Annotated in this window: 28 protein-coding genes; 14 read left to right on the top strand and 14 right to left on the bottom strand. The window is 71.7% G+C overall.

The features are described 5' to 3' along the window. Nucleotides 1-306: 306 nt before the first annotated feature. Nucleotides 307-1,275 (bottom strand): diacylglycerol/lipid kinase family protein, encoded by a 969-nt coding sequence (locus AMK10_RS04895; RefSeq protein ID WP_073745090.1) that lies wholly within the window; start codon nucleotides 1,273-1,275, stop codon nucleotides 307-309. Nucleotides 1,276-1,595: 320 nt separating this feature from the next. Between AMK10_RS04895 and AMK10_RS04900 the strand changes: the two genes are divergently transcribed. After that, a complete protein-coding gene (locus tag AMK10_RS04900; protein WP_198959622.1) occupies nucleotides 1,596-2,045 on the top strand; it encodes a hypothetical protein in 450 nt (149 codons plus the stop codon). Between the two features lie 57 nt (nucleotides 2,046-2,102). Here the strand turns inward: AMK10_RS04900 and AMK10_RS04905 are convergent, their stop codons facing one another. The 3 genes from AMK10_RS04905 to AMK10_RS04915 all read right to left on the bottom strand — a co-directional run bounded on the left by AMK10_RS04905 (nucleotide 2,103) and on the right by AMK10_RS04915 (nucleotide 3,966). Then, a complete protein-coding gene (locus tag AMK10_RS04905; RefSeq protein WP_382563541.1) occupies nucleotides 2,103-3,065 on the bottom strand; it encodes an RNA polymerase sigma factor SigF in 963 nt (320 codons plus the stop codon). Next, on the bottom strand, nucleotides 3,062-3,475 hold the full coding sequence (locus AMK10_RS04910; RefSeq protein WP_073745092.1) for an anti-sigma regulatory factor: 414 nt from the start codon (nucleotides 3,473-3,475) through the stop codon (nucleotides 3,062-3,064). The genes AMK10_RS04905 and AMK10_RS04910 overlap by 4 nt, the downstream gene beginning before the upstream one ends. A gap of 230 nt (nucleotides 3,476-3,705) precedes the next feature. Beyond that, complete coding sequence (locus tag AMK10_RS04915; RefSeq protein ID WP_073745093.1) at nucleotides 3,706-3,966, bottom strand: UBP-type zinc finger domain-containing protein; 261 nt, start codon at nucleotides 3,964-3,966, stop codon at nucleotides 3,706-3,708. Nucleotides 3,967-4,001: 35 nt separating this feature from the next. Between AMK10_RS04915 and AMK10_RS04920 the strand changes: the two genes are divergently transcribed. Beyond that, nucleotides 4,002-5,603: a Na+/H+ antiporter gene (locus AMK10_RS04920; protein ID WP_073745095.1), complete on the top strand. Its 1,602-nt coding sequence runs from the start codon at nucleotides 4,002-4,004 to the stop codon at nucleotides 5,601-5,603. Here the strand turns inward: AMK10_RS04920 and AMK10_RS04925 are convergent. The 4 genes from AMK10_RS04925 to AMK10_RS04940 all read right to left on the bottom strand — a co-directional run bounded on the left by AMK10_RS04925 (nucleotide 5,579) and on the right by AMK10_RS04940 (nucleotide 9,110). After that, a complete protein-coding gene (locus tag AMK10_RS04925) occupies nucleotides 5,579-6,514 on the bottom strand; it encodes a 1-aminocyclopropane-1-carboxylate deaminase/D-cysteine desulfhydrase (protein ID WP_073745097.1) in 936 nt (311 codons plus the stop codon). The two genes, AMK10_RS04920 and AMK10_RS04925, sit on opposite strands and share 25 nt — an antisense overlap. Before the next feature lie 83 nt (nucleotides 6,515-6,597). Further along, nucleotides 6,598-7,188: a peptidoglycan recognition protein family protein gene (locus tag AMK10_RS04930; protein ID WP_198959623.1), complete on the bottom strand. Its 591-nt coding sequence runs from the start codon at nucleotides 7,186-7,188 to the stop codon at nucleotides 6,598-6,600. 143 nt (nucleotides 7,189-7,331) lie between these two features. Continuing rightward, entirely contained in the window at nucleotides 7,332-8,528 is a 1,197-nt protein-coding gene (locus tag AMK10_RS04935) for a globin domain-containing protein (protein ID WP_073745099.1), read from the bottom strand. A 129-nt stretch (nucleotides 8,529-8,657) separates the two neighbouring features. Further along, the gene (locus AMK10_RS04940) at nucleotides 8,658-9,110 is read right to left on the bottom strand and encodes an RrF2 family transcriptional regulator (RefSeq protein WP_073745101.1); all 453 of its coding nucleotides are present in this window, start codon (nucleotides 9,108-9,110) and stop codon (nucleotides 8,658-8,660) included. 99 nt (nucleotides 9,111-9,209) lie between these two features. Between AMK10_RS04940 and AMK10_RS04945 the strand changes: the two genes are divergently transcribed. Further along, nucleotides 9,210-10,637: an FAD-binding oxidoreductase gene (locus tag AMK10_RS04945; RefSeq protein WP_198959624.1), complete on the top strand. Its 1,428-nt coding sequence runs from the start codon at nucleotides 9,210-9,212 to the stop codon at nucleotides 10,635-10,637. Between the two features lie 55 nt (nucleotides 10,638-10,692). Here AMK10_RS04945 and AMK10_RS04950 read toward each other — a convergent pair whose 3' ends face one another. Next, nucleotides 10,693-11,838, bottom strand: coding sequence for a questin oxidase family protein (locus AMK10_RS04950; RefSeq protein ID WP_079180609.1), 1,146 nt, complete (start codon nucleotides 11,836-11,838; stop codon nucleotides 10,693-10,695). A 268-nt stretch (nucleotides 11,839-12,106) separates the two neighbouring features. On the opposite strand from AMK10_RS04950, the gene AMK10_RS04955 reads away from it, so the two are divergent. The 7 genes from AMK10_RS04955 to AMK10_RS04985 all read left to right on the top strand — a co-directional run bounded on the left by AMK10_RS04955 (nucleotide 12,107) and on the right by AMK10_RS04985 (nucleotide 18,418). Further along, a complete protein-coding gene (locus AMK10_RS04955) occupies nucleotides 12,107-13,513 on the top strand; it encodes a family 2B encapsulin nanocompartment shell protein (protein ID WP_073745103.1) in 1,407 nt (468 codons plus the stop codon). A gap of 95 nt (nucleotides 13,514-13,608) precedes the next feature. Beyond that, nucleotides 13,609-14,652 carry a family 2 encapsulin nanocompartment cargo protein polyprenyl transferase gene (locus AMK10_RS04960; protein WP_073745104.1) on the top strand — a complete coding sequence of 348 codons (1,044 nt, stop codon included), beginning with the start codon at nucleotides 13,609-13,611 and terminating at the stop codon, nucleotides 14,650-14,652. A 94-nt stretch (nucleotides 14,653-14,746) separates the two neighbouring features. Then, entirely contained in the window at nucleotides 14,747-15,343 is a 597-nt protein-coding gene (locus AMK10_RS04965) for a GNAT family N-acetyltransferase (protein ID WP_073745105.1), read from the top strand. A gap of 78 nt (nucleotides 15,344-15,421) precedes the next feature. Next, nucleotides 15,422-16,090, top strand: coding sequence for a DUF6304 family protein (locus AMK10_RS04970; protein WP_073745106.1), 669 nt, complete (start codon nucleotides 15,422-15,424; stop codon nucleotides 16,088-16,090). 82 nt (nucleotides 16,091-16,172) lie between these two features. Continuing rightward, nucleotides 16,173-17,177 (top strand): NAD-dependent epimerase/dehydratase family protein, encoded by a 1,005-nt coding sequence (locus tag AMK10_RS04975; protein WP_241839473.1) that lies wholly within the window; start codon nucleotides 16,173-16,175, stop codon nucleotides 17,175-17,177. A gap of 9 nt (nucleotides 17,178-17,186) precedes the next feature. Then, nucleotides 17,187-17,540 (top strand): DUF952 domain-containing protein, encoded by a 354-nt coding sequence (locus AMK10_RS04980; RefSeq protein ID WP_073745113.1) that lies wholly within the window; start codon nucleotides 17,187-17,189, stop codon nucleotides 17,538-17,540. After that, nucleotides 17,537-18,418, top strand: a complete 882-nt coding sequence (locus AMK10_RS04985) for an SDR family oxidoreductase (RefSeq protein ID WP_073745115.1) — start codon at nucleotides 17,537-17,539, stop codon at nucleotides 18,416-18,418. Before AMK10_RS04980 ends, AMK10_RS04985 begins: the two co-directional genes overlap by 4 nt. A gap of 128 nt (nucleotides 18,419-18,546) precedes the next feature. On the opposite strand, the gene sodN is transcribed toward AMK10_RS04985, so the two are convergent. Further along, complete coding sequence (gene sodN, locus AMK10_RS04990; RefSeq protein ID WP_073745117.1) at nucleotides 18,547-18,942, bottom strand: superoxide dismutase, Ni; 396 nt, start codon at nucleotides 18,940-18,942, stop codon at nucleotides 18,547-18,549. Nucleotides 18,943-19,122: 180 nt separating this feature from the next. Here sodN and sodX point away from each other — a divergent pair, with 180 nt between their 5' ends. Further along, entirely contained in the window at nucleotides 19,123-19,560 is a 438-nt protein-coding gene (gene sodX, locus AMK10_RS04995) for a nickel-type superoxide dismutase maturation protease (protein WP_073745119.1), read from the top strand. Here sodX and AMK10_RS05000 read toward each other — a convergent pair. Continuing rightward, on the bottom strand, nucleotides 19,464-20,093 hold the full coding sequence (locus AMK10_RS05000; RefSeq protein WP_073745121.1) for a CGNR zinc finger domain-containing protein: 630 nt from the start codon (nucleotides 20,091-20,093) through the stop codon (nucleotides 19,464-19,466). The genes sodX and AMK10_RS05000 overlap by 97 nt on opposite strands. Before the next feature lie 102 nt (nucleotides 20,094-20,195). Here AMK10_RS05000 and AMK10_RS05005 point away from each other — a divergent pair, with 102 nt between their 5' ends. The 3 genes from AMK10_RS05005 to AMK10_RS05015 all read left to right on the top strand — a co-directional run bounded on the left by AMK10_RS05005 (nucleotide 20,196) and on the right by AMK10_RS05015 (nucleotide 22,358). Beyond that, nucleotides 20,196-20,951: a class I SAM-dependent methyltransferase gene (locus tag AMK10_RS05005; protein ID WP_073745123.1), complete on the top strand. Its 756-nt coding sequence runs from the start codon at nucleotides 20,196-20,198 to the stop codon at nucleotides 20,949-20,951. Between the two features lie 136 nt (nucleotides 20,952-21,087). After that, a complete protein-coding gene (locus AMK10_RS05010) occupies nucleotides 21,088-21,579 on the top strand; it encodes a SigE family RNA polymerase sigma factor (RefSeq protein ID WP_073745125.1) in 492 nt (163 codons plus the stop codon). Next, nucleotides 21,576-22,358: a hypothetical protein gene (locus tag AMK10_RS05015; RefSeq protein ID WP_073745127.1), complete on the top strand. Its 783-nt coding sequence runs from the start codon at nucleotides 21,576-21,578 to the stop codon at nucleotides 22,356-22,358. Before AMK10_RS05010 ends, AMK10_RS05015 begins: the two co-directional genes overlap by 4 nt. A gap of 80 nt (nucleotides 22,359-22,438) precedes the next feature. Here the strand turns inward: AMK10_RS05015 and AMK10_RS05020 are convergent, their stop codons facing one another. From AMK10_RS05020 to AMK10_RS05030, 3 genes are read right to left on the bottom strand one after another with little or no spacing between them, the layout of a single operon-like run. Further along, nucleotides 22,439-23,200, bottom strand: a complete 762-nt coding sequence (locus AMK10_RS05020; protein ID WP_073745129.1) for an amino acid ABC transporter ATP-binding protein — start codon at nucleotides 23,198-23,200, stop codon at nucleotides 22,439-22,441. Continuing rightward, a complete protein-coding gene (locus AMK10_RS05025) occupies nucleotides 23,197-24,138 on the bottom strand; it encodes an amino acid ABC transporter permease (protein WP_073745131.1) in 942 nt (313 codons plus the stop codon). The genes AMK10_RS05020 and AMK10_RS05025 overlap by 4 nt, the downstream gene beginning before the upstream one ends. A gap of 29 nt (nucleotides 24,139-24,167) precedes the next feature. Further along, the gene (locus AMK10_RS05030; RefSeq protein WP_073745133.1) at nucleotides 24,168-25,127 is read right to left on the bottom strand and encodes an ABC transporter substrate-binding protein; all 960 of its coding nucleotides are present in this window, start codon (nucleotides 25,125-25,127) and stop codon (nucleotides 24,168-24,170) included. Between the last annotated feature and the right edge of the window lie 64 nt (nucleotides 25,128-25,191).

Below are 25,191 nucleotides of genomic sequence, written 5' to 3' on the forward strand. Positions count from 1 at the left end.
CTTGGTATTACATGCTGGTGCTTGTGAATGTGAACGCTTTCACGAATCCCCCCGCAGACGAAGGTCCGACGCCCAGATGAACTGGTTGTGGTCCTGTTGTGGTGAGGAGGGGTTCTGGCTCTCAGTGGAGGCCGATGTTGCGGGCCGTCCCGATCGCCATGTAGAGATTCGCAAACCTCGGCGGCGGATACAACCCCTTCTGGAAAGTTTTTTTTGATTCCTCGGTGTCGACTAGGTCACAGCCGTACTTCTAAGGGGTGGGGGCCAGCCCAAACGTTCGAGTCAAAGGACTTTGGCCCCTTCCACTCACACAATCACACGCAGTGCACGGCGTACGCCTGTGAACGTCACGCTCGTACGCAGTCCCAGGTGGTCGCCGTCCATCTGGAAGGGCAGCGGCGCCTTTGAATGCAAGGTGAAGTCGGTGAGGTCGTGCAAGGAGACGGCGTGCTTGCCGTGCGGGCCCTTCTCCGGGCTCGAAGTGAGCAGCTGAGTGGCGTACCGGGCCACCGCGGCGGTCGTCAGACGCTTCAGTCCGAGGACGTCCAGGCCGGTGTCGAAGGAGGCCTTGGGAGCGGCGTACATCGGACGATTCCCCAGGTAGGTCCAGGGCGCGGTGTTGCAGATTATGGAGAGCGCGAGGTCCGTGACGGGCTCCTGGCCGGGCACGTCCAGCGTGATCAGGCCGTTGCGCCGGTGTGGCTCCTCCATGAACTGCCGGACCACCTGGCGCACGTACAGCGGATGGGTCGAACGCTTGCCGCGCTCCCGCTTCTGTTCGACCCGGCCGAGCACGCCGGCGTCGAATCCGAGCCCGGCGCAGAAAGTGAACCAGCGTTCCGGGACGGCCTCGTCCCGTGTGCCCGGCGTGCCGCTCGCGAGGCCGAGGCCCACGGTGCGCTCGCTGCGGTCGGCGAGGGCGTCCAGGATGGCGCCGGTCGCCTCCACGGCGTCGTTGGGGATGCCCAGGGCCCTGGCGAAGACATTGGTCGATCCGCCGGGGACCACGGCCAGGCTCGGCAGGTTCTCCGGGTCGGGGCCACGGTGCAGCAGCCCGTTGACCACCTCGTTCACCGTGCCGTCACCGCCGAGCGCGACCACCAGGTCGATCTCGTCGGAGTCGGCGGCCCGGCGTGCCAGGTCGCGGGCGTGCCCGCGGTACTCCGTGGAGACGGCCTCGATCTTCATCTCGCTCGCCAGCGCGTGGATCAGCACGTCGCGTGTCCGCGCACTGGTAGTGGTGGCAGCTGGGTTGACCACGAGGAGTGCGCGCATGTCCGCCAGAGTACCTACCGCGCGGTACCGCCCTGAAGTCCTGATCCATGGGGTGCGGGTGCGTGTACGGAGAGTGACGTAGGCCGGTCGGCGACTCCGTCGCGGTGCGGGTCGGCCGGTGGGCGTCCCGGCTCCGGTCATGGGCGGTGGTTCCGGGCTCGGCCCGCCTTCGGCTCCGGGCCCGGTCCCGGCTCCGGTTCGGGCTTCGGGCTCGGTCCCGGCTCCGGGCGCGGTCCCGGTTCCGGCTCCGGTCATGGGGTTCCGGTCCGGCTCCGGCCCCGGCTTCGCTTTCGGTGGCCCGGGATGCCAGTCTGAATGGCGTGAGCACTCAGCAGAACACGCCCTCCCCGTCGCCCTCGGCCGGCGTCGGGAAGCCGGGCAGGATCGCCGCCCTGGCCGCACTCACCGCGCTCGAAGGCGCGGCGCTCGCCGTCGGCGGGATCTACATGCTGGCCGTCGGGCTGCTCGGCAGGCCCGACAGCATCCAGCAGGCGGAGATGGGAGGGCTCACCCTGGTGGCGCTCGGCCTGATCCCGCTGTTCGCCGCCCGCGGGCTGCTGCTGCGGCGCAGCTGGAGCCGCGGCCCCGCGCTCATCACCCAGCTGATGGCGATGCCGGTGGCCTGGACGCTGCTGAGGGCGCAGGGCGCCATGATCCCCGCCGGCATCGTGCTCGCCGCGGTCGCCGTCACGGCCCTCGTGCTGCTGCTGAACCCGGCCACCACGAAGGAGCTGGGCATCCGCGGGCCGCGGACGACCCCGGACGCCTGACGCGGACCGGAGGGCGCGCCGCGGCCGGCCGGCCCGGCGCCGCGCCCCCGTCCTCGGCTACTCCTCGACGAGCAGCCGCTCGCGCAGCTGTGCCAGCGTGCGGGCGAGGAGCCGGGAGACGTGCATCTGGGAGATGCCGACCTCCTGCGCGATCTGCGACTGGGTCATGTTGCCGAAGAAGCGCAGCAGCAGGATCCGCTTCTCGCGCGGCGGGAGGTCCTCCAGGAGCGGCTTGAGGGACTCCCGGTACTCGACGCCCTCCAGGGCCTCGTCCTCGGAGCCCAGGGTGTCCGCCACCGCGGGCGACTCGTCGTCCGTGTCCGGCACGTCCAGGGAGAGCGTGCTGTAGGCATTGGCCGATTCCAGCCCCTCCAGGACCTCCTCCTCGGAGATGCCCAGACGCTCCGCCAGCTCGTGCACCGTCGGCGAGCGGCCGTGCTGCTGGGAGAGTTCGGCGGTTGCCGTGGTCAGCGACAGCCGCAGCTCCTGGAGACGGCGCGGAACCCGCACCGCCCACCCCTTGTCCCGGAAGTGGCGCTTGATCTCGCCGACGACCGTGGGGGTCGCGTACGTCGAGAACTCGACGCCGCGGTCCGGGTCGAACCGGTCCACCGACTTGATCAGGCCGATCGTGGCGACCTGGGTGAGGTCGTCCAGCGGCTCGCCGCGATTGCGGAAGCGGCGGGCCAGGTGCTCCACGAGCGGAAGATGCATCCGCACCAGCCGGTTGCGCAGCTCGGCCTTCTCGGGCGAGCCGTCGGGAAGCTCCCGCAGCTCGACGAAGAGCGCCCGCGCCCCGCTCCGGTCGTGTGGATCGTGCTGCCTGTGCTCGCTCATCTGGCCCGCCCGCTCCGCCTGCGACTGCTCCCCCGCGACCGGACCGTCCTGCTCTCCGTCCGCGCCGTCCGCCCCGACCTCAGGATGCGGCCGGGCCTGCTGTTCCGGCAGGGCGGCGGGGCGCACCGCCTCGGACCGGATCGTCTCGTCCCGCACAGGACCGTCCCCGTTCCCGTCGCTCACGCCGGCCCGGGTCCCGCGCCGCGCTGTTTGTAGAGGCTGATGCTGACCGTACGGTCGTCGGCGACCGTGGACTCGACCTTGCCGGCCAGCGCGGAGAGCACCGTCCAGGCGAAGGTGTCGCGCTCGGGGGCGCGGCCGTCCGTGGTGGGGGCCGAGACCGTCACGTCGAGGGAGTCCCCGACGAGGCGGAAGACGCAGCTGAGGATGGAGCCCGGCACGGCCTGCTGGAGCAGGATCGCGCAGGCCTCGTCGACCGCGATACGGAGATCCTCGATCTCGTCGAGAGTGAAGTCCAAGCGCGCTGCGAGACCGGCCGTGGCCGTACGCAGCACCGACAGGTAGGCACCCGCAGCGGGCAGCCGGACCTCTACGAAGTCCTGGTTCCCGGGCTCGCCTGCGATCTGGGACACCCTCACCTCCAAGGTGGCACAAACTCGTTCGAGGCTCCGGGACGAGTGCCCGGGGCCGTGCGGTCCGTCGTCGGTTCTGTGGTTCGGCGACGCTATCGCGCCCCATGATGCCGTGTCGCCGAGACTCCAACCCCGTCGTTACTCATGGTAGGCATATGAGTACACACAGTGGCTAGAGGTCTGCGGCGGTCAATTGCGAAGAACCGGCGCCGGTTTGACGTACCCAGACGTCAGACGATCGAACCGTCCTCGAAGCACCAGCGCCAGCTCTCCGCGCATTCGAAGCTGCGCATCACCGGATGGCCGGTCTCCTCGTGGTGCGCGGTCGCGTGTTTCAGCGGCGAGGAATCGCAGCAGCCGACATGGCCGCAGACGAGGCAGAGCCGCAGCTGTACGGGATGCGTCCCGGCCGCCCGGCACTCCAGGCAGGTGTCGCTGAGCGGGGCGGGCTCGGGGCGCGGCAGTTCGTCAACGTGGAGGCACTCACTCATGATGGCCACGTTACGTCGGATGCGGGGACGGTGAGATGGACGCATTGCCGCTGGTGGCACTCGTCGCGGTCAGTGCCGCGGTCGCGGGGGCCGCCCGCAGGACGCCGGTGCCGGCGCCGCTGCTGCTGGTCGCCGCGGGCCTGCTCGCCGCGTATCTGCCGGGGGTGCCGGACTACACGCTGGACGCGCACGTCGTGCTGCCCCTGCTGCTGCCGCCCCTGCTGTACACCGCCGCGGTCGACAGCTCGTACCTCGACCTGCGGGCAAATCTGCGGCCGGTCGCGCTGCTCTCCGTGGGGTACGTGCTCTTCGCGACCTTCGCCGTGGGGTGGCTGGCCTATCTGCTCGTCCCCGACCTGCCGCTGACCGCCGCGCTGGTGCTCGGTGCCGTCGTCGCCCCGCCGGACGCCGTCACGGCCGCGGCGATCGCCCGCAGGGTCGGACTGCCCGCCCGGGTCACCACGATCCTCCAGGGCGAGTCCCTGGTGAACGACGCCACCGCGATCACCGCCTTCAAGGTCGCGCTCGCCGCGGCCGTCGGCGAGGGCATGAGCTGGGGCGAGGGGGTCGGCGAGTTCCTGCTGGCCTCCGTCGGGGGCGTCGGCGTGGGCCTGCTGCTGATGGTGCCGCTGCACTGGCTGCGCACGCACCTCAAGGAGGCGCTGCTCCAGAACACCCTGTCGCTGCTGATCCCGTTCGTGGCGTACGCGGCCGCCGAGCGGGTCCACGCCTCCGGTGTGCTCGCCGTCGTCGTCGTGGCGCTCTACCTGGGCCACCGCTCCTGGCAGGTCGACTTCGCGACGCGGCTCCAGGAGGCGGCCGTCTGGAAGATGGTCGCCTTCATCCTGGAGTCCGCGGTCTTCGCGCTCATCGGGCTGCAGCTGCCCTTCGTGCTCAAGGGACTGGGTTCCTACGGCGTGGCCGAGGCCCTGGGCTACGCGGTCCTCGTGTTCATCGCCGTGGTCGTCGTGCGCTTCGTCTGGGTGTACCCGGCGAGCTATCTGCCGCTGTGGCTGTCCAGGCGCATCAGGGAGCGTGAGGCCCCCCTCGCCCGGAGCTCGCCCCTGATCGTCAGCTGGGCCGGTATGCGGGGCGTCGTCTCGCTCGCCATCGCCTTCTCCATCCCTCTGGTCACCCACGACGGCGAGGACTTCCCCGCGCGCAACCTCGTGCTGTTCCTGACGTTCACCACCGTCATCGGGACCCTGGTCGTCCAGGGACTCACCCTGCCGCTCCTGGTGCGCGTGCTGAAGCTTCCCCGCCGCAGCGAGCGCGCGGAGACGCTGGCCGAGGCCCAGGCGCAGAGCGAGGCCTCCGAGGCCGCGGACGCCCGGCTCGCGGCCCTGATGGAAGACCCGCGCAACGCGCTGCCCGACCCGCTCACCCAGCGGCTGCGCACCGTCATGGAGCGGCGCCGCAACGCCGTGTGGGAACGGCTCGGCGCGGCCAACCCGGTCTCGGGGGAGTCGGCGGACGACACCTACCGGCGGCTGGCCAGGGAGATGATCGCCGCCGAGCGCGAGGTCTTCGTACGCCTCAGGGACGCGCGGCAGATCGACGACGAGATGCTGCGCGCCCTGCTGCGCAGGCTGGATCTGGAGGAGGCGGCCGCCTACCGGGAGTCGGACGGCGCGTGACCGGGCGCCCGGCCGTCCCAGGGGCTGCCGGTGACGACCGCGGTGACCGTGGAGCCCGGCGCGAAGGCGCCCTCCCCGGCGAGCACGGTCAGCCCGTACAGGAGTTTCGCCACGTAGACGCGCTCGACGGGCAGCCCGTGCCGGTCCTCGAAGTCCTCGGCGAAGGCCTCCAGCTCGGGGGTCGTCCGGGCGTACCCGCCGAAGTGGAAGCGCTCGTCCAGGGCCCACCGCCCGGCCGGGGACCCGAAGGCCTCCCGCTGCAGGGTGCGCACCGCGTCCCCGAGGAAGCCGCCGCGCAGGACGGGGATGCCCAGGGCGCGCTGACCGGGTCCGAGTCCGGCGGCGAGGCCCGCCAGGGTACCGCCGGTCCCGCAGGCCACCGCGACCGTCCCGGTCCGCCCGCGGAGTTCCCGGCCGAGCTCTGTGCAGCCCTGTGCGGCGAGCGCGTTGCTGCCCCCTTCCGGGATGACCACGCACGGACCGAAGAGGCTCAGCAGGCCCTCCAGGACCTCCGGAGCGGCCTTCGCGCGGTACGTCGTGCGGTCCACGAAGTGCAGCCGCATGCCGTCGGCGGCGCACTGCGCCAGCGAGGGGTTCAGCGGACGGCGGGCCAGCTCGTCGCCCCGTACGACACCGACGGTGGGGAAGCCCAGCAGCCGCCCGGCGGCGGCCGTGGCCCGGAGGTGGTTGGAGTAGGCCCCGCCGAAGGTCAGCACGGTGCGCCCGCCGGCGTCCCGCAGATTGGGCGCGAGCTTGCGCCACTTGTTGCCCGGCAGGTCGGGGTGGATCAGATCGTCGCGCTTCAGCAGCAGCGTCACCCCGTACCGGGCGAAGCGCTCGTCCTCGGCCGGCCGCAGGGGCGAGGGGAGCGCCGGCCGCAGCGGGGAGAGGTCGAGCGGTTCGTCGGGCATGCCTTCATTGTGGGCCGCCCGGGGTCTCTGCGGTCGGCGGCCCCCGAGGCCGCTCCCGGGGCGCGCGGGGCCCCGGGAGCGTCCTACTTGAGCCGGTCGTGGATCCGGTTGCGCATCCCCCTCATCGAGAAGCCGCGCGGGTCGACCTTCCCCGGCTGCCACTCGCGGTGCCCGACGACCGAGGGGGCGTCCCAGCCGTGGAAGCGGCAGACGGCCGCCGCCGCCTTCTCGATGGCTTCGAGCTGCACCGCCGGCCAGGGGTCGTCGCCGTCGCCGAGGTTCTCGCACTCGAAGCCGTAGAAGTGCCGGTTGCCGTCGGTGTTGGACTCGTTGTCCGTCGGCAGGCGCTTCTGGGCGACGACGGCGCGCAGGACGTCGTCGTCGCCGAGGCCCGCGTGGTTGGTGCGGCCGTAGCCGACCAGATGCACCCGGCCGTCCTTGGCGATCACGCCGTGGCAGAGCGGGCCCGGAAGCCCCGCGTGGCCGTCACGGCAGATCTCGACCGTGCGGGCCGTGCCCCGGGTGACGGTGTGATGGAGCATCACCCCGTGCACGGGTCCCCAGGGGCCCTGGTGGTTGCGGTTGTGCGTACGCCAGTCGCCCACCTGGACGACGGTGAGACCTTCGTCCTTCAGGGCCTTGAGGAAGTTGCTCGCGGACATGGGTGAGGACATGGCCGACTCCTTCGGTGCTCGGGGAGCGTGTCCGTACAGCGCTTCTACCGGAACGACGGGCTCCGGCAAACCTGTTCGGATGTGCGCCGGGCTTTGTGCGAGCCGATCCGGACAGTCCGCGAGCAACGGGGAGTCCGCGGTGGTCAGTCCTGGGCGAGCCACAGGTCGGGGCCGAACACCTCGTAGTGGATGTCGGCGGCGGCGACCCCCTTGGTGAGCAGCTGGGAGCGGACGGCGCGCATGAACGGCAACGGCCCGCAGAGGTAGGCGTGCGTACCCGGGGCGACGGGAAGGCCGCTCAGGTCCACCGTGCCCGTCCGCTCGCCGTTGCTTCCGGGCTCCGGGTGCTCGTACCAGAAGTGCGCGGAGGCGTCGGGAAGTCCGGCCGTCAGTGCCGTGTGCTCGGTGCGCAGGGCGTGGTCGGCGGGCGACCGGTCGCCGTGCACGACGGTGACGGGCGAACGGTGTCCCTCGGCCGCCAGGTGCTCCAGCATCGACAGGATCGGGGTGCAGCCGATGCCGGCGGACGCGAGGAGCAGCGGGGCGTCGGAGCCGTCGAGCACCAGGTCGCCGTACGGTGCCGAGACGCGGAGCCGGTCACCGGCGCGCAGCCGCGCGTGCAGGTGCGCCGAGACCTCGCCCTCGGGTCCGCTCCCGTCGCGGACCCGCTTCACCGAGAAGGACCGCAGATCTGCACCGGGCGCGCCGATGAGGCTGTACTGGCGTATCTGGTGCGCGCCGTCGGGGAGTTCGACCTGCACGGAGACGTACTGGCCCGGCCGGAACGCGGGCGCCGGCGCGCCGTCGGACGGGGTGATCCGGAAGGTGGCCACGTCGGCCGTCTCCTCGCTGCGGGAGACGACCGTCCACTCACGCCACACGTCGCCCGCCACCACGCCCTGCTGCGCGTAGAGCCGTTCCTCGATCGCGATCAGGGCGTTGGCCATCAGCCAGTAGACCTCGTCCCAGGCCGCGGCGACCTCGGGGGTGACCGCGTCGCCGAGCACCTCGGCGATGGCGGCGAAGAGGTGGGTGTGCACGATCTCGTACTGGGGGGCGGTGATGCCCAGGGAGGCGTGCTTGTTGGCGATCCGGCCCAGCATCACGTCGGGCCGGGTGCCGGGGTGTTCGACGAGCTGTGTGGCGAAGGCGGCTATGGACCCGGCGAGCGCCTGGCGCTGGGAGCCGGACGCCTGGTTGCCCCGGTTGAACAGATCCCGGAGCAGCTCCGGGTGGGCCTCGAAGAGCTTGCGGTAGAAGAGGTCCGCGATGTCCCCGATGGCCGCGCCGACGGCGGGGAGCGTGGCTCGGACGGTGACGGTCGAGGTCTCGGAGAGCATGCGTTGACTCCTCTGTCCGGAGGCGCCGTGCGACGGTCGCCCGGTTAATTGGTAAGTGAGATGCCTATTTTTGTGTGGCGTGACGCCGCCCGTGCGGTGTCGGGAGCGCACGAGTGGAGTGAGGGGGGATCAGACGGGCGCGGGGCGGCTGCGGCTGATGCCGAGCAGCAGCGGGCCGGTGGGGGATGCGGTGAGATCGCCGACCGTCAGCGGGTCGAGGGAGGCGTAGAAGGCCTCTTCGGCCTGGCGCAGCGCGGAGCGGAGTCGGCAGGCCGAGCGCAGGGGGCACGGCGTGCTGCCCTCGCACTCGACGACCTCGCCCGGCCCTTCCAGCTGCCTGACCAGGGCGCCGATCGACGCCGACCGCCCGGCGGTGGTGAGGGAGAGCCCCCCGCCGCGGCCGCGGCGCGCGTCGACGAGGCCGAGGTGCTGGAGGCGTGCGACGACCTTGGCCGCGTGGGTGTACGGCACCTGCATGGTGTCCGCCACCTCGCGGGTGGTCGGCGGGTCCTCGCCCTCTGTCGTGACGGTGAGGCGCATCAGCACCCGCAGCGCCACATCGGTGAATCGCGTCAGCCGCATGGCGGCAGAATAGATAAGTTGCATCAGGGATGCAACTTAGACCGCCCATCCGCCGCCGCACCGAGGGCGTCATGATGGACGGGTGCGGCTCCGCGGAGGATGCGGGGTGCGCGAGTGCGAGAAAGGTGGTCAGCGGCCGTGCCGAAGCCGAACGCAGCCGACGGGATACCGGCGAGCAAGGTCATCACCGACCCGGACAGCCTGGGCCGTTACGCACACGACGAGGCGGAGTGGGCCCCGGCCGGACGGCCGCTCGCCGTCGTGCGGCCCCAGGACACGGACGAGGTGCGGGCCGTCGTCGCGTACTGCGTCGAGCACCGCATCCCCGTGGTGCCGCGCGGCGCGGGCACGGGGCTGTCGGGCGGGGCCAACTCGGTGGACGGCGCGGTCGTCCTCTCCTTCGAGGACATGAACCGGATCCTGCGCATCGACCCGGTGGAACGGCTCGCCGTCGTCCAGCCGGGCGTCGTCAACGACGACCTGCGCGCCGCGTGCGCCGAACAGGGCCTCTGGTACCCGCCGGACCCCGCCAGCTCCCCGTGGTCCACCATCGGCGGCAACGCCGCCACCAACGCGGGCGGCATGTGCTGCGTCAAGTACGGCGTGACCCGGGACTACGTACTCGGGCTCGAAGCGGTCAACGGCCTCGGCGAGGTCGTGCGGGTGGGGCGGCAGACCGCGAAGGGCGTCGCCGGGTACGACCTGTGCGGGCTGCTGGTCGGCTCCGAGGGCACCCTCGGCGTGATCACCGAGATCACCGTGAAGCTGCGTGGCGCGCGGCCCGCCGAGCGCACGGTGGCGGGCTTCTTCGACTCGGTGGTGGCGGCCGGCGACGCGGTGAGCAGGGTGACCGGGGCGGGCATCGTGCCCTCAGCGCTCGAACTCCTGGACCGGCACTGCCTGAAGGCCGTCGACGACTGGAAGAACATGGGGCTGTCGGCCGACGCGGACGCGATCCTGCTGGGCCGTGTGGACACCCCGGGGGCCGCCGGGGACGCCGAGGCGGAGGCGATCAGGGCCTGTTTCGCGGCGGCGGGCGCCGCCTGGGCCGAGGTGTCCACCGACCAGGCGGAGGCCGACGCCCTGTTCCAGGCCCGGCGGCTCGCCTACCCGGCGCTGGAGCGGCTCGGCCCGGTGCTCACCGAGGACGTCGTCGTACCGCGGGCCCTGGTGCCCCGGATGCTGGCGCGCGTCGAGGAGATCGCCCGCGAGCACGACGTACGCATCGCCAACATCGCCCATGCAGGCGACGGCAACCTCCACCCCCTCATCATCACCGAGCCCGGCGACGAGGCGGCCCGGGCACGCGCCCAGCTCGCCTTCGAGGACATCCTCGACGCGGCGATCTCCTTCGGCGGGACCGTCACCGGTGAACACGGTGTGGGCCTGCTGAAGATGGGCGGCATGAACCGCGAGGTGGGCACGGTCAACCTCGCCATGCAGCGCGCGGTCAAGGCCGCCCTGGACCCGTACGGCATCCTCAACCCGGGCAAGGTCGTCGCGTCGGGGGCGCCGCTGTCCGGCTGACCCCGGCCCGGGCAAGGCCGTCGCGCGTCGGGGCGCCGCCGTCCGTCCGGCCGCGCTAACGCAGGGGCTCGCTGAGTTCGACGGCCCGCAGAGCCGCCGCGAGCGCCTGCTCGTCGCCGACGTCGAGCGCCGTGTCGGTCAGCTTGATGACGTGCTCGTCGCCGTGCGCCAGGGCCTGTTCGAAGACCTCCTCGGGCGTGAGGGAGACCGGCGGGACGTGGACCACCGCCGCGTCGGGCGCGTACATGGCGGTGACCGCGGCGGACGCGGTCCAGGCCGCCCGGAGGCTCGGCACCCACAGGGCGCGGGGGAGTGCGGGGAGGGTGCGCAGGACGGCGTTGGGGGCCGTCGCGGCGTGCACCATCATCGTCTCCTGGCCGTGCCCGTGGGTGGCGTACCGGTGGGTGGCCGCCCGCACCAGCTCCGTGAGCCGGCGGTGCGCCTCGTCCGGGTCGGTGACGGAGGCGGCCCACACCGGCAGGCTCGTCACGCGCCCGAGCCGGGTGGGGAACCCGCCCTCCCGCTCGGCGATGGGCCGTACGGCGTCGAGGGCCCCGGCGGCGCTGTCGGCGCCCGCGACGGGGGCCAGGCCGGTGACGGGATGGTGGCGTGCGGCCCAGTAACCGAGGCCGTGCGCCAGCTCGTCCAGCCTCGGACCGGTGCTCTCGCCGGCCAGCAGGGTGCGCACCGCGTGGCCGACGCGGATCGCGGGGTGCGTCGATCCCCCGTACATGCCGGGCAGGAGCCGGGGCCACCACTGGGCGAGCACGTCGCGCCAGGGGCGCTCGGCGATCTCCCGGCCGAAGTAGCCGATCCAGTCGGCGGCGCGGCGCGGATCGCCCAGTGCGTCATGCCAGTCGAGGTCCGTGACCGGCTTCACGGCCGGGGGGAACTCCTCCAGCCTGGAGGCGTACACATCGAGCCAGCGGTGCACCGAGCGCGCCTGTCCGTTGGCTGCGAGCGCCTCCACGGCCATGGGCGCGTGGTTGGTGAGCCTGCCGAGCCGCTCGGGGCCGGAGGTGTGCAGGCGCTGGAGGGCTTCGTCGAGGGTGCCGGTCGTGTCCGCGCCGCGTGCTCGGTCCGTGTCCGCGCCGGCCGCTGTGGTGCGGGGCGTGCCGGACGCGTCCGTTCCGGATGCTCGGGCCGTGTCCGTGCCGGGTGTTCCGGTCGTCTTCGCGTCGAGTGTGCCGGTCGTATCCATGCCGGGAACGCTAGGCGGCCGGGCCTCGGCGGCGTAACGGTCGGAAGCCCCAGCCGCGGCGGACCGGGGTCCTAGGTCCGGGGGCCCGGTTCCGGCTCTCCCGCGGTCCGTACGACGGCGCCCGTCCGCCCGACATGTCCGCGGCCGGGTGCGGGCAATGTGCCCCGCCCAAGCCCGATTAGTCACACTCTTTTGTGTAATAGCGCACGGCGTCCTCCGGCTGGAAGGCTTCTTCTCGCAGGTCAGCTCATGATCGAGAGGATGTCGGATGTCCGTTGGTGAAGAGGTTCGCGACACGCAGCCGCCGCCGCAGCAGAGTCTCGGCACAGCGGCTGCGCGGAACCTCGCGACGACCACCAAGTCCGCCCCGCAGATGCAGGAGATCACCTCCCGGTGGCTGCTGCGCACGCTGCCGTGGGTGCAGGTGCAGGGCGGCACGTACAGGGTGAACCGCCGGCTGAGCTACTCGGTCGGAGACGGCAGGGTGACGTTCGTCCAGACGGGCGACCGGGTCACGGTCATCCCCGCCGAGCTCGGCGAGCTTCCCGCCCTGCGCGACTTCGGGGACGAGGACGTGCTGGCCGAGCTGGCGCGCAGGTGCGAACAGCGTGATGTCGAGGCGGGCGAGGTCCTCGCCGCCGCGGGCGACGCGGCGGACCGCGTCCATCTGCTGGCCCACGGCAAGATCGAGAAGATCGGCTCCGGCCCGTACGGCGACGAGACGGTGCTCGGAGTCCTCGCGGACGGCGCCTACTTCGGCGACCACGTCCTGGTCGACGGGGACGCGACCTGGGAGTACACGGCCCGCGCGGTGACCGCCTGCACGCTGCTGACCCTGCGCCGGTCGGACGTGCTCAATCTCGCCGCCCGCGCGGACTCGCTCCGCGACCACCTCGCCGGGCTGCTCGCCATCCCGCACCAGCGCACCAACCGCTACGGCGAGGCGGAGATCGACCTCTCCGCCGGGCATGTGGGGGAGGCCGTCGTCCCGCACACCTTCGTGGACTACGACGCGGCGCCACGCGAGTACGAACTGAGCGTCGCCCAGACCGTGCTGAAGGTCCACAGCAGGGTGGCCGACCTCTACAACCAGCCGATGAACCAGACCGAGCAGCAGTTGCGGCTCACGGTCGAGGCGCTGCGTGAGCGCCAGGAGCACGAGCTCATCAACAACAGGGAGTTCGGACTCCTCAACAACTGCGACTACGGACAGCGGCTCCAGCCGCACGACGGAGCGCCCGGCCCCGACGACATGGACGAACTCCTGTCGAGGCGGCGCGGATCGAAACTCTTCCTCGCACATCCCCGGGCCATCGCCGCCTTCGGCCGCGAGTGCAACAAGCGCGGCCTCGTGCCGGAGACCGTCGAGGTCGGCGGACAGCATGTGTCCGCGTGGCGCGGGGTGCCGATCTTCCCGTGCAACAAGATCCCGGTCACCGACGCCCGCACCACGTCGATCATCTGCATGAGGACCGGTGAGGAGAACCAGGGAGTCATCGGACTCCAGCAGAGCGGAATCCCGGACGAGATCGAGCCGAGCCTCTCGGTCCGCTTCATGGGCATCGACGAGCAGGCGATCATCTCCTACCTCGTCACGGCGTACTACTCCGCCGCGATCCTGGTGCCCGATGCCCTCGGCGTCCTGGAGAACGTGGAGGTGAGCCGCTGGCGGTGACGCTCCCCGGGGCCCGGGCGGTGTCCGCCCGGGCCCTGGCAGGCCGAGGCCGCGACCAAGGTGCCCCGAGGCGCCCGGAAGGAGTGACCGTGACCATGACCAGTACGGATGCCGCGATGGAGGGGCGCAAGGCCGCCGTGCTCCTGGAGCACACCCGCAGTGCCGTCGACCCCCATCTCAGAGCAGCCGTCGAATCCCTGCCCGGGGCGATCCGCCGGGTCGCCATGTACCACTTCGGATGGCAGAACGCCGACGGGACACCCGCGTCCGGCCAGGCCGGCAAGGCCATCAGACCCGCACTCGTGCTGTCCGCCGTCCGTGCGCTGGGCGGCGACCCGGAGGCCGCGATGAGGGCGGCCGTCGCCGTCGAGCTCGCGCACAACTTCACCCTGCTCCACGACGACGTCATCGACGAGGACACCACCCGTCGCCACCGGCCCACGGCCTGGGCGGTGTTCGGTGTGCCGGACGCCGTCATCACGGGCGACGCCATGCTCGCACTGGCGCTGCGGTTGCTGGCGGACGACCCGGACCCCGCCTCCGTGCAGGCCTCCGTGCGGCTCGCCACCTGCATCGTCGAGCTCTGCGCGGGACAGCAGGCCGACTGCGCCCTGGAGGAGCGTGGCCCGGAGGACGTCACGCTGGACGAGTGCCAGGCCATGGCGATGGCCAAGACGGGCGCCCTGCTCGGCTGTGCCTGCGCCATGGGCGCCCTCTACGCCGGGGCGGAGGAGCGGGTGGTGCGGGCCATGGACGGCTTCGGCCGGGAGGCGGGCCTCGCCTTCCAGCTCATCGACGATCTGATCGGCATCTGGGGGGACACCGACCGCACGGGGAAGCCGGCCGGGGCGGATCTGACCGCCCACAAGAAGTCTCTTCCGGTGGTCGCGGCGCTCACCTCGGGCACCCCGGCCTCGGACGAGCTTGCGGCGCTCTACAGAGGCGCCATGAACACCCAGGAAGAGGTGAGGAGGGCCGCCGACGCGGTCGACCGGGCCGGCGGACGGGACTGGGCGCAGACCGCCGCCGCCGACCGGATGGCCCGAGCGGTCCACCATCTGTCCGTCGCGGTGCCCGGCACGTCCGCTGCCGGAGATCTGCTGGCCCTGGCGGAGTTCGTCACCCGCAGGACGCACTGACCGTGGGCGCCCGTGACCGGCCCCGGCGCACAACTCTAGGATTCCCTGCGTCAGTTGGGTCAGAACCAGGGAATCGATGGGGGCGGGACCGGTCATGGGCGTACGGATACGGCAGGCGGACGAGCGGGACAGGGGCCAGGTCGTAGGGATTCTGGAAGAGGCGTTCCACGATGATCCGGTGAGCAGCTGGGTGTTCCCGGACGAGGACCACCGGCGGGCGGTGCACGGCAGGTTCCTCGGTGTCTTCGCCGACGTCGCGCTGGAGGAGGGCCGTATCGACCTGCTGGAGGACGGCGTCGCCGCCGCGCTCTGGCTCTCGGTGCCCGCCGGCGAACCGGAGGAGGAGGACGACACCCCCGCGCTCATGAGGGAGACCGCCGACCCCGACAACGAACGGGCGGAGCTGGTGGGCAGACTGACCGGTGCCGTCCATCCCCACGACCGCGCGCACGCCTACCTGTTGATGATCGGTGTCCGTCCCGAACGCCAGGGGGAGGGCCTCGGCGAGGAGCTGATGAGAGGGGTCCTCGAGCAGTGCGACAGGGAGGGGACCCCCGTCTATCTGGAGGCGAGCAGCGAGCGCAGCCGCGGTCTCTACGAGCGGCTCGGGTTCACCTTCATGGGACGGACGGTCGATCTGCCGGAGGGCCCGGCCATGTGGCCCATGTGGCGTGAGCCGAAGCCCCGCTGACCGGTATTCAGTCACCGGGCGGACAAAGGGGAGGGTGCCGCCGGGAAGGGGCGGGGGCACGGGCTACAGTCCCTGCTCATGACAGATGAGTCGTGGGCAGGCTGGTACCGGGACCGTCATGGTTCCGCGGCCGTCGTTTTCACCACGGACGGGCAGCAGCTCCGTATCCGCGTCCGGGGCACGGACTTCGAGGGCGAGAGCTTCGACGCGCTCGGCCCGGTGGCCGGCGCACAGGTCCAGGACGGGGTGTTCGACCTGGTGGACGGTGTGCTCGGCGACTGTGTGCTGGAGTGGGACCTCCCGCTCCCGGTCCTCGTGTCCGGCACGGTCCGCCAGGCCACGCTCGGGTGCCTGCTGTCGCTGCGCAGGGCCGACCCGGACCTGTATCTCGCGCTCCATCTGGACGGCGCGGTCTACGAGTCCAACCGCGCCGAGGGCGACTTCGCCGCCGCGCTGGCCACGGTCCAGCGGATCCTGCCGCCGGACATGCATCTGCAGACATGCATCGCCTGCGCCTTCTCCGACTACTTCCCGGCTCCGGTCCGCGGGCTCTCGGGCGGGCTCGCCTGCTTCCGCGGTGCGAAGGACGCCTACCGCGACGTGGCGGGCGGCGAGGACGTCGCCGGGCTGTGGGACCGGCGCACCGGGTTCGTCCAGGAGATATGGAGCTGCCGGGAGTTCGAACCGCGCCCCGCGCACGGCGCGGGCACGGGGCACCGGGGAGCCTTCCCGCTCGAACACGCCTGAAGGGCCCCGGGCCGGGAGTTCCCCGTTCTGCCGAGGGCGAGTTCCCGTTTCCCCCGCGCGCGGCGCGGGGCACGCTCACCGCATGAAGCTCTTGATGCTGGGTGGCACGGAATTCGTCGGGCGCGCCGTCACCGAGGCCGCACTCGGCAGGGGATGGCAGGTCACGGTGTTCCACCGCGGCCGTCACGCACCACCCGCCGGGGCGCGCACGCTCACCGGTGACCGGACGGAAGGCGGGGCGGGCCTCGCCGCGCTGGCCGAGGGCACCTGGGACCTGGTCGTCGACACCTGGAGCGGCGCGCCCTCGGCCGTGCGGGACGCCGCCCGGCTGCTGTCGGGCAGGGCGGGGCACTTCAGCTATGTCTCCAGCCGGTCCGTGCACGCGTACCCGGCCGCGGCGGGGCTCGCGGAGGACGGGCCGCTGGTGGCCGGGGCCTCCCCGGACGACGGCCCCGACGTCCCGTACGCCCAGGCCAAGCGAGGCGGGGAGCTGGCGGTCCAGGACGCCTTCGGGGACCGGGCACTGCTGGCCCGGCCCGGGCTGATCCTCGGCCCGGGGGAGAACATCGGCCGCCTGCCCTGGTGGCTGACACGGATCGCGCGGGGCGGTGACGTGATCGCGCCGGGACCGCCCGGTGCCGGACTCCAGTACATCGACGCACGGGACCTCGCCGACTGGCTGCTGGACGCCGCGGCGAGCGGACTCGGCGGGGCGTACAACACGGTGAGCCACCCGGGACACACCACCATGGGCGAGCTCCTGGACACCTGCGTCCGGGTCACCGGCGCCCGGGCGCGGCTGCGCTGGACGGACCCCGAGGCGCTCCTCGCGGCAGGCGTCGAGCCCTGGACGGACCTGCCGGTCTGGCTGCCCGCCGGGGAGCTCCACGACACCCTGCACCGCGGCGACGCCACCAAGGCGCACGCCGCCGGCCTCCGGTGCAGACCCGTCGGCGAGACCGTCGCCGACACCTGGGCCTGGCTGTCCGGGAGAGGAGGCACGGCCCCGCTGCGGCCCGACCGCCCGGCCGTCGGTCTCGACGCGCGGACCGAGGCGAAGCTCCTCGCCGCGCCCGGCAGCGCTTAGCGTGGCCCGATGACCGGACAACTGCTGCACCTCACGGAAGAACCCCTGTGGGAGGCCGCCCGCAGGGCGGGGACGTACGAGATGTCGACCAGGGGCCGCACCCTGCGCGAGGAAGGGTTCATCCACTGCTCGCTGCCCCACCAGCTCCCCGCCGTGGTCCGGGCGTTGTACGGGACCGACGACCAGGGACTGGTGGTGCTGGTCATCGACGAGGACCTGCTCCCCGCCCCCGTGCGCTACGAGGCCCTGCGGCCCGGCGGCGAGGAGTTCCCGCACATCTACGGCCCGCTGCCGACCAGCGCGGTCGTGGAGGTGCGCCCCTGGTCCGGGGCCGCGGCGCGTGAGGAGGGCGAGGCGCGATGACCGTCCCCCTCGTAGCGGTGACCGGCGCGAGCGGAGCGGTCGGCGGCCGGGTCGCGGCGCGGCTGGCCAGGTCCGGCGCCCCCGTACGGCTGCTGGGCCGGGACCCCTCGCGGCTGCCCCGGCTGCCCGGCGCGGACGCCGCGCCTCCCGCTCCGTACGGCGACGGTGAGGCCATGCGCCGCGCACTCGACGGCGCGCACACCCTGTTCCTCGTCTCGGCGCACGAGAGCCCCGGCCGGGTCCTCGAACACACCACGGCGGTGGACGCCGCCCTCGCGGCGGGCATCGAGCGCATCGTCTACGTGTCGTTCCTCGGCGCCGCACCCGACGCGACGTTCACGTTCGCGCGGGACCACTGGCACACCGAAGCGCACATCCGGGTGGCGGGCGTGCGCCACACCTTCCTGCGGGACAGCTGGTATCTGGCCGCCCTTCCCGCGATGACGGGCACCGACGGCGTCCTGCGCGGGCCGGGCGGCGACGGGCGGGTCTCCGCCGTGTCCCACCAGGACATCGCGGACTCGGCGTCAGCGGTCCTGCTGGACGGCGGGACCGGCCACGACGGCACGGCGTACGACCTCACGGGCCCCGAGGCGTTCACCCTCGCGGAGGCGGCCGAGGAGCTGAGCCGGCGCACGGGCCGCACGATCCGGTACGTCCCCGAGACACGGGAGGAGGCCTACGCCTCCCGCGCCCACTACGGCGCCGAGGACTGGGAGGTGGCCGGCTGGGTCACCTCGTACGAGGCGATCGCCGCAGGCGAGCTGGAGACCGTCTCGGACGCCGTTCCCACCCTCACCGGCCGCCCGGCGCAGAGCCTGGCCGGCTACCTCCAGGAGAACCCGGACAGTTACCGCCACCTCCTGCCGGACTCCTGAGCCTCCAGGGGCGGGAAACGACCGCACCCGGCCTGCGTGGACGCCGTTCTCGGCGGCCTGCGGGCCGGGTGCGGACAGCCGGGGCGTCCGGATCCCGCGGAGCGCGGGCCGGGTCTCCCAGGCATGGATCAAGCCTTCTTGGTCTCCCAGAAGATCTTGTCGATCTCGGAGATCAGGTCCAGAGCCTTCTGGCCCGTGGCCGGGTCGTTCGAGCCCTTGGCCGCGGAGAGCGCCTTCAGGGTGTCGTTGACCAGCTGGTGCAGCTGAGGGTACTTCTCGAAGTGCGGGGGCTTGAAGTAGTCGCTCCAGAGCACCGAGACGTGGTGCTTCGCGAGCTCGGCACGCTGTTCCTTGATCAGAACGGCGCGCGTGCGGAAGTCCGCGTCCTCATTGGCCTGGTACTTCTCCTGGACGGCCTTGACGGACTCCGCCTCGATGCGGGCCTGGGCCGGGTCGTACACACCGCAGGGCAGGTCGCAGTGGGCGCTGACCTTCACCTTGGGGGCAAACAGGCGGGAAAGCATGGAGCTGTCCTTCCTCGTGATCGTCTTCTCAGGTGGGACATTACTCCGTAGGGAGCCGCTTTTTGCGGCTGCCCCCTGGGGCTTAGGCCAAAAGTCCAGGGTGCGGCTGGGACCGCCGGCCGAAAAGACGGACGGTGCGCGCGGCGGTGTACTGGAGGATGGACCCGGGAGGTGCCACACATGCCGGAACCGGCGCAGGGAGCAGGGAGCGGGCGTGCGGAGCGCAGGCCGTTCCAGGTGGTGGAGGTGACGGGGCCTTCGATGGTGCCCACGCTCTACCACGGGGACTGGCTGCTCGTGCAGCACGGGGCGCCGGTGCGCCCCGGGGACGTGGTGATCCTGCGTCACCCGTTCCAGCAGGATCTTCTGGTCGTCAAGCGGGCGGCCGAGCGGCGCGGCAAGGGCTGGTGGGTGCTGGGCGACAACTCGTTCGCGGGGGGCGACAGCACGGACTACGGAACCGTCCCGGAGGAGCTGGTCCTGGCCAGGGTGCGGGCCCGCTACCGGCCTCTGAGGAAGGATCAGCGATCGGTGCTCGGGCTGCTGGGCTGGGCGGCGTCCGCGGTGCGCCGGGTCTCCCCGGAGCGGTCCGTCTCCAGGCGCTTGCGGGCCCGGTAGGCCGCCACGTTGGCCCGGGTGGCGCAGCGGTCCGAGCAGTAGCGCCGCGAGCGGTTGGTGGACGTGTCGAGGTAGGCGTTGCGGCACGGCACCGCCTCGCACAGGCCCAGCCGGTCCACGCCGTGCGAGGTGAGATGGAAGGCCAGGCCCATCGCCGCGATCGCGGCGAACCCCGCTGTCGCGTTCGACGGGTGGTCGGTCAGATGCATGTGCCAGTCCGGTTCGCCGTCCTCGTCCCGGGTGTCGTGGCCGGAGATCTGCGGGCTCACGGGGAACTCCAGCAGCAGCGAGTTGAGCAGGTCGACCGCCAGGGTCGCCTCGCCGCCGTCGGCCGCATCGAAGACCGCGCGCAGCCGCGCCCGTACGGACCGGAAGCGGGTCACGTCCGCGTCGGTCGCACGGCGGGCCGCCTGCTGGTTGGCACCGAACAGCTCGCGCACGGACTCGACCGTCGTGAGGGAGTCCTTGCCACGGGCCGGCTCCTCGGTGTTGACCAGACGCACGGCGTAGTCCGAGTAATGGTCCAGTTCCACTTGTAGTCCTTACGGCGTCGGTCTATGGTCGCTGTGTCGACCAGTGTAATGGTCGGTCGTGCTTAACGAGGCTTACGCATGGGGGTACAGGTGGAGGTTCGGATGACGGCTACGGGCACCGACTGGCAGTCCTGGCAGGAGAGCTGGGACCGGCAGCAGGAGTGGTACATGCCGGACCGCGAGGAGCGGTTCCGGGTGATGCTGGACATGGTCGGGGCCGTCGTGGGGCCCGAACCGAGGGTGCTCGACCTCGCGTGCGGTACGGGCAGTATTACGGACCGGCTCCTCAAGAGGTTCCCGCAGGCCACCAGCACCGGTGTCGACCTCGACCCCGCGCTGCTCGCCATCGCGCGCGGCACCTTCGAGGGCGACGACCGGGTCACCTTCGTGACGGCCGACCTCAAGGACAGCGGCTGGACCGAGCGGCTCCCGCACACCTCGTACGACGCCGTGCTCACCGCCACCGCCCTGCACTGGCTGCACACCGAACCGCTCGCGGCCCTGTACGGGCAGATCGGCGGCCTGGTCAGGGACGGCGGGGTGTTCATGAACGCGGACCACATGATCGACACCGACACCCCCCGCATCAACGCGGCCGAACGCGCCCACCGGCACGCCGTCATGGACCGGGCGAAGGCCGGCGGTGCCGTGGACTGGGCCGAGTGGTGGGCCCTGGCCGCCGAGGACCCGGCCCTCGCGGCGCCCACGGCCGAGCGGTTCGTCATCTACGGCGAGCACGCGGACGGCGACATGCCCTCCGTCCACTGGCACGCCCGCACCCTGCGCGAGGCGGGCTTCGCCGAGGCGCGCGCGGTCTGGTCCTCCCCCTCGGACAGCATGGTGCTCGCACTGAAGTAGGGTCCGCGCGACCAGGGGACGAGGGGCGGCTCCGGCCGCCCCTCAGCCGTTTCCCCCTCCGCCGCAACCTGTTGACCGCCCCACCGCACTGGAAGGGTGAGACGGTCCGCGCCCGCGGACCCGGAGAGGGGCGCCGATGACGCGGACCGACGACGACGCCGCGCTGCACGCCTTCGTGGAGAGCAGACGCACGGCGCTGTTCCGCAGCGCCTACCTGCTGTGCGGCGACCGGCACGAGGCCGAGGACCTCGTCCAGACGACGCTGGTCAAGGTCGTACTGGGCGGCAGGAGGCACGGGCGGCTCGACAACATCGAGGCGTACGCGCGCAAGACCCTGGTCAACACACACATCGCCGCACGCCGTCGCTTCTGGCGGCGGGAGCGGCCGTACGGCGAACTGCCCGACACCGTCGGAGACCAGGCCGACTCGGACACCGGCCTGATGATCCGGGCGGCGCTCGCCCGGCTCACGGCCCGGCAGCGGGCGGTGCTGGTGCTGCGCTACTGGGAGGACCTGAGCGTCCAGGCCACGGCCGAACTGCTCGGGATGCGGGAGAGCACGGTCAAGAGCCACACGGCACGGGGACTGGCGGCGCTGCGCGCCGAGATGGCGGAGGAACTCGTATGAACGACGTACGCGAACTGCTGGGGCGGGCCGCCGAAGGCGCGGGACACCCGGGGCTCACCACCGACGCGGTGTACGCCAGGGCCGGCAGGGTGCGCAGGCGCCGTCGTGCCGCCGTCTCGGGGGCGGCGCTGGCCGTCGTGGCGGCGGGAGTGGTCGCGTTCCCCGGATTCGCCGCAGGGCCGGGGACGGAACGGACCTCGGTGGCGGCACCCGCCGAGAAGAGCGGCAAGGAGGACAGGGCCGGGCGGCTGACCGCGCTGCTGCCCTCCGGTGTGGGGACCGTCGAGCAGGTGTCCCTCGCCGTCCTGATCAAGAACGCCACTCCGGAACAAGCCAAGGAGACGTACGTGGGTCCGCTGGACGGGCAGTACTCCGTCCGCAGGGACGGAGGCGTCGGCTTCCTCACCCTCTCGTACACGCACCGGGCGCAGGTCGCCAGGAAGTCCCCCGATTTCGACCCCGCGGCCGACCTCTGCGTGGTCCGGGGGAAGGAGCCGCCCCGCGTCGACTGCGTACGCGAGGAACTGCCGGACGGCCGGATCCTGACCATCTGGCACGACTCCATGGACTACGGGGACGGCACCCCGCAGTGGGGGCCCGAGTTCACCGCCCGCCTCGTCCTGAAGGACGGATCGCTGCTGGCCGCGCGCTCCAGCACCGGTTACGAGGGGGACAGGTCGCAGGGGCCGCTGCTGGAGAGCCCGCCGCTGGACCGGACGCAGCTGCGTGACCTGCTGCTGAGGCCGGAGCTGGTGCCGGCCGGGGGGACCGCGAAGTAGCGGACGGTACGGGGAGGACGACGAGGAGGGCGGTACGGACCAGGTCCGTACCGCCCTCCTCGCCGTCCTCCGCCCAGGTGCTAGAGCACCTTGGACAGGAACGACTTCGTCCGGTCGTGCTGCGGGTTGCCCAGGACCTCGCGCGGGTGGCCCGACTCGACCACGACGCCGTCGTCCATGAAGACCAGCGCGTCGCCGACCTCGCGGGCGAAGCCCATCTCGTGGGTGACGACGATCATCGTCATCCCCTCCTCGGCCAGTCCGCGCATGACGTCCAGGACGTCACCCACCAGCTCCGGGTCGAGCGCGGAGGTCGGCTCGTCGAAGAGCATCAGCTTCGGCTCCATGGCCAGGGCGCGGGCGATGGCCACGCGCTGCTGCTGTCCGCCGGAGAGCTGGGAGGGGTAGTTCTTCGCCTTGTCGGACAGGCCGACCCGGTCCAGCAGGCGTTCCGCGCGGGCCCGGGCGACGGCCTTGGTCTCGCCCTTGACCTGGATCGGGGCCTCCATGACGTTCTCGATGGCCGTCATGTGCGGGAACAGGTTGAAGCGCTGGAAGACCATGCCGATGTCCCGGCGCTTCAGAGCGACTTCGCTGTCCTTGAGCTCGTAGAGCTTGTCGCCCTTCTGGCGGTAGCCGACCAGATCGCCGTCGACGTACAGCCGGCCGGCGTTGATCTGCTCCAGGTGGTTGATGCACCGCAGGAACGTCGACTTGCCGGAGCCGGACGGGCCGATCAGGCAGAAGACCTCACGGGGTGCGACCTCCAGGTCGATGCCCTTGAGGATGTGCGCGGGGCCGAAGGACTTGTGGACGCCCTCGGCCTTCACCATGGCGGTCATGCGGCGCCTCCCTTCGGGCGGCCCAGCGACAGCATGGTGGCCCTGATCTTCTGGAACGGGGTGTCCGGCAGGCTGCGGCTGGAGCCGCGTGCGTAGTGCCGCTCCAGGTAGTACTGGCCGACGCTGAGCACCGAGGTGAGCACCATGTACCAGGCCGCGGCCAGGAACAGCATCTCCACGGTGGCACCCGAGGTCTGCGAGACGTTCTGGGTGGAACGCAGCAGTTCGGTGTACTGGACGGCGACCGCGAGCGAGGAGGTCTTCAGCATGTTGATGACCTCGTTGCCCGTCGGCGGCACGATCACGCGCATCGCCTGCGGGACGACGATCCGGCGGAGCGTCTTGGCGTGGCTCATGCCCAGCGCGTGCGCCGCCTCGGTCTGCCCCTCGTCGACCGACTGGAGGCCGGCCCGGCAGATCTCCGCCATGTACGCGGCCTCGTTGAGCCCGAGACCGAGCAGCGCGCAGAGGAACGGCGTCATGAAGGACGACCACTCGTCCTTGTAGACCGGCCCGAGGTTGATGTACTCGAACACGATGCCGAGGTTGAACCAGACCAGCAGCTGCACATAGACCGGGGTGCCGCGGAAGAACCAGATGTAGCCCCAGGCTATGGAGGTCGTCACCGGGTTCTTGGACAGCCGCATCACGGCGAGGACGATGCCCAGCACGACGCCGATGATCATCGCCAGGACCGTGATGATGACGGTGTTCTTGACGCCTTCGAGGATCTGGTCGTCGAAGAAGTAGTCCGGGATCGCGTTCCAGTTGATGTCGCCCTGCGCGAACGCGTAGACGAGCGAGGCCAGGAGTCCGAGGGCGACGATCGCCGAGACGTACCGTCCGTAGTGGCGCACCGGGATGGCCTTGATCGCCTCCGGCCCCGCCGACGGGGTGGGCGGGGTGGCCGCCGGGTCCGCCTTCTTGATGTCAGTCACAGATGATGCCTTTCAGCGCCGGGACCCGGTCAGGACCCGCCGTTGATCTTGGCCTCGGTGACCGCGCCGGCCTCGACGCCCCACTTGGCGATGACCTTGTCGTACTCGCCGTTCTTGATGACCGCGTTCAGGGCCGCCTCGATGGCCTTGGTGAGCTCGTCGTTGCCCTTGGCGACGGCGATGCCGTACGGGGCCGCCTCGACCTGCTCGCCGACCAGCTGGAAGTCCTTGCCGCCGCCCGAGGTCTTCACCGCGTACGCCGCGACCGGGAAGTCGGAGGAGCCGGCGTCGGCGCCGCCGCCACGCAGCCGGGTCTGGGCCTCCAGGTCGTTGTCGAACGCCTCGATGGAGATCTTGCCCTTGCTGCCGCACTTGGCGCTCTCGGCCTTGGCGAGGTCGTGGGAGACCGTGCCGCGCTGCACGACCAGCTTCTTGCCGCAGAGGTCCGACCAGGTGCTGATGCCCTTGTCGTCGCCCTTCTTCGTGTAGATGGAGACGCCCGCGGTGAAGTAGTCGATGAAGTCGACGCCCTCGCCGACCTTCTTCTTCGTCTCGGAGTCGACACCCTCCTGGCGGTCCTTGGTGTCGGTCATGGCCGACATCGCCAGGTCGTAGCGCTTCGAGCGCAGGCCCGTGAGCAGCGTGTCGAAGGTGCCGTTCTCGAAGACGAACTTCACGCCCAGCTGCTTGCCGAGGGCGTCCGCGAGGTCGGGGTCGATGCCGACCGTCTTGCCGGACTCGTCCTTGAACTCCACCGGCGGGTAGGCGATGTCCGATCCGACCTTGATCTCACCCTTGTCCTTGATGGCCTTGGGGAGCAGGTCGGCGAGCGGTGCGTCCTTCGTGGCGGCCGCGCCCGACTCCTTGGTGCTCGCGCTGTCGGTCTGGTCGCCGCACGCGGTCAGCAGCAGGGTGCCGGCGACCGCGACTGCGCAGACCGCGGCAATCCGGGACTTCGCGGCCGTACGGCAGAGGGTGCTTGCGGTCATGATCGGAATCCTCCGGCGGTGAGGGAATGCTGGTCAGGCGGGCAAGCACGCACCTTCGAGTGTC

Source organism: Streptomyces sp. CB02058 (assembly GCF_001905505.1).
GTDB lineage: Bacteria > Actinomycetota > Actinomycetes > Streptomycetales > Streptomycetaceae > Streptomyces.

What these genes read in the sequence shown, in the direction of transcription:
- AMK10_RS04960 (WP_073745104.1), top strand. Translation starts at nt 13,609, where the DNA reads ATGACCAGTACGGATGCCGCGATGGAGGGGCGCAAGGCCGCCGTGCTC.
- AMK10_RS04980 (WP_073745113.1), top strand. Translation starts at nt 17,187, where the DNA reads ATGACCGGACAACTGCTGCACCTCACGGAAGAACCCCTGTGGGAGGCC.
- AMK10_RS05005 (WP_073745123.1), top strand. Translation starts at nt 20,196, where the DNA reads ATGACGGCTACGGGCACCGACTGGCAGTCCTGGCAGGAGAGCTGGGAC.
- AMK10_RS04895 (WP_073745090.1), bottom strand. Translation starts at nt 1,275, where the DNA reads ATGCGCGCACTCCTCGTGGTCAACCCAGCTGCCACCACTACCAGTGCG.
- AMK10_RS04920 (WP_073745095.1), top strand. Translation starts at nt 4,002, where the DNA reads ATGGACGCATTGCCGCTGGTGGCACTCGTCGCGGTCAGTGCCGCGGTC.
- AMK10_RS04975 (WP_241839473.1), top strand. Translation starts at nt 16,173, where the DNA reads ATGAAGCTCTTGATGCTGGGTGGCACGGAATTCGTCGGGCGCGCCGTC.
- AMK10_RS04925 (WP_073745097.1), bottom strand. Translation starts at nt 6,514, where the DNA reads ATGCCCGACGAACCGCTCGACCTCTCCCCGCTGCGGCCGGCGCTCCCC.
- AMK10_RS04955 (WP_073745103.1), top strand. Translation starts at nt 12,107, where the DNA reads ATGTCCGTTGGTGAAGAGGTTCGCGACACGCAGCCGCCGCCGCAGCAG.
- AMK10_RS05020 (WP_073745129.1), bottom strand. Translation starts at nt 23,200, where the DNA reads ATGACCGCCATGGTGAAGGCCGAGGGCGTCCACAAGTCCTTCGGCCCC.
- AMK10_RS04940 (WP_073745101.1), bottom strand. Translation starts at nt 9,110, where the DNA reads ATGCGGCTGACGCGATTCACCGATGTGGCGCTGCGGGTGCTGATGCGC.
- AMK10_RS04985 (WP_073745115.1), top strand. Translation starts at nt 17,537, where the DNA reads ATGACCGTCCCCCTCGTAGCGGTGACCGGCGCGAGCGGAGCGGTCGGC.
- AMK10_RS04930 (WP_198959623.1), bottom strand. Translation starts at nt 7,188, where the DNA reads ATGTCCTCACCCATGTCCGCGAGCAACTTCCTCAAGGCCCTGAAGGAC.
- AMK10_RS04935 (WP_073745099.1), bottom strand. Translation starts at nt 8,528, where the DNA reads ATGCTCTCCGAGACCTCGACCGTCACCGTCCGAGCCACGCTCCCCGCC.
- AMK10_RS04970 (WP_073745106.1), top strand. Translation starts at nt 15,422, where the DNA reads ATGACAGATGAGTCGTGGGCAGGCTGGTACCGGGACCGTCATGGTTCC.
- AMK10_RS04945 (WP_198959624.1), top strand. Translation starts at nt 9,210, where the DNA reads ATGCGGGGTGCGCGAGTGCGAGAAAGGTGGTCAGCGGCCGTGCCGAAG.
- AMK10_RS04950 (WP_079180609.1), bottom strand. Translation starts at nt 11,838, where the DNA reads ATGGATACGACCGGCACACTCGACGCGAAGACGACCGGAACACCCGGC.
- AMK10_RS04915 (WP_073745093.1), bottom strand. Translation starts at nt 3,966, where the DNA reads ATGAGTGAGTGCCTCCACGTTGACGAACTGCCGCGCCCCGAGCCCGCC.
- sodN (WP_073745117.1), bottom strand. Translation starts at nt 18,942, where the DNA reads ATGCTTTCCCGCCTGTTTGCCCCCAAGGTGAAGGTCAGCGCCCACTGC.
- AMK10_RS04965 (WP_073745105.1), top strand. Translation starts at nt 14,747, where the DNA reads ATGGGCGTACGGATACGGCAGGCGGACGAGCGGGACAGGGGCCAGGTC.
- sodX (WP_073745119.1), top strand. Translation starts at nt 19,123, where the DNA reads ATGCCGGAACCGGCGCAGGGAGCAGGGAGCGGGCGTGCGGAGCGCAGG.
- AMK10_RS05015 (WP_073745127.1), top strand. Translation starts at nt 21,576, where the DNA reads ATGAACGACGTACGCGAACTGCTGGGGCGGGCCGCCGAAGGCGCGGGA.
- AMK10_RS05010 (WP_073745125.1), top strand. Translation starts at nt 21,088, where the DNA reads ATGACGCGGACCGACGACGACGCCGCGCTGCACGCCTTCGTGGAGAGC.
- AMK10_RS05030 (WP_073745133.1), bottom strand. Translation starts at nt 25,127, where the DNA reads ATGACCGCAAGCACCCTCTGCCGTACGGCCGCGAAGTCCCGGATTGCC.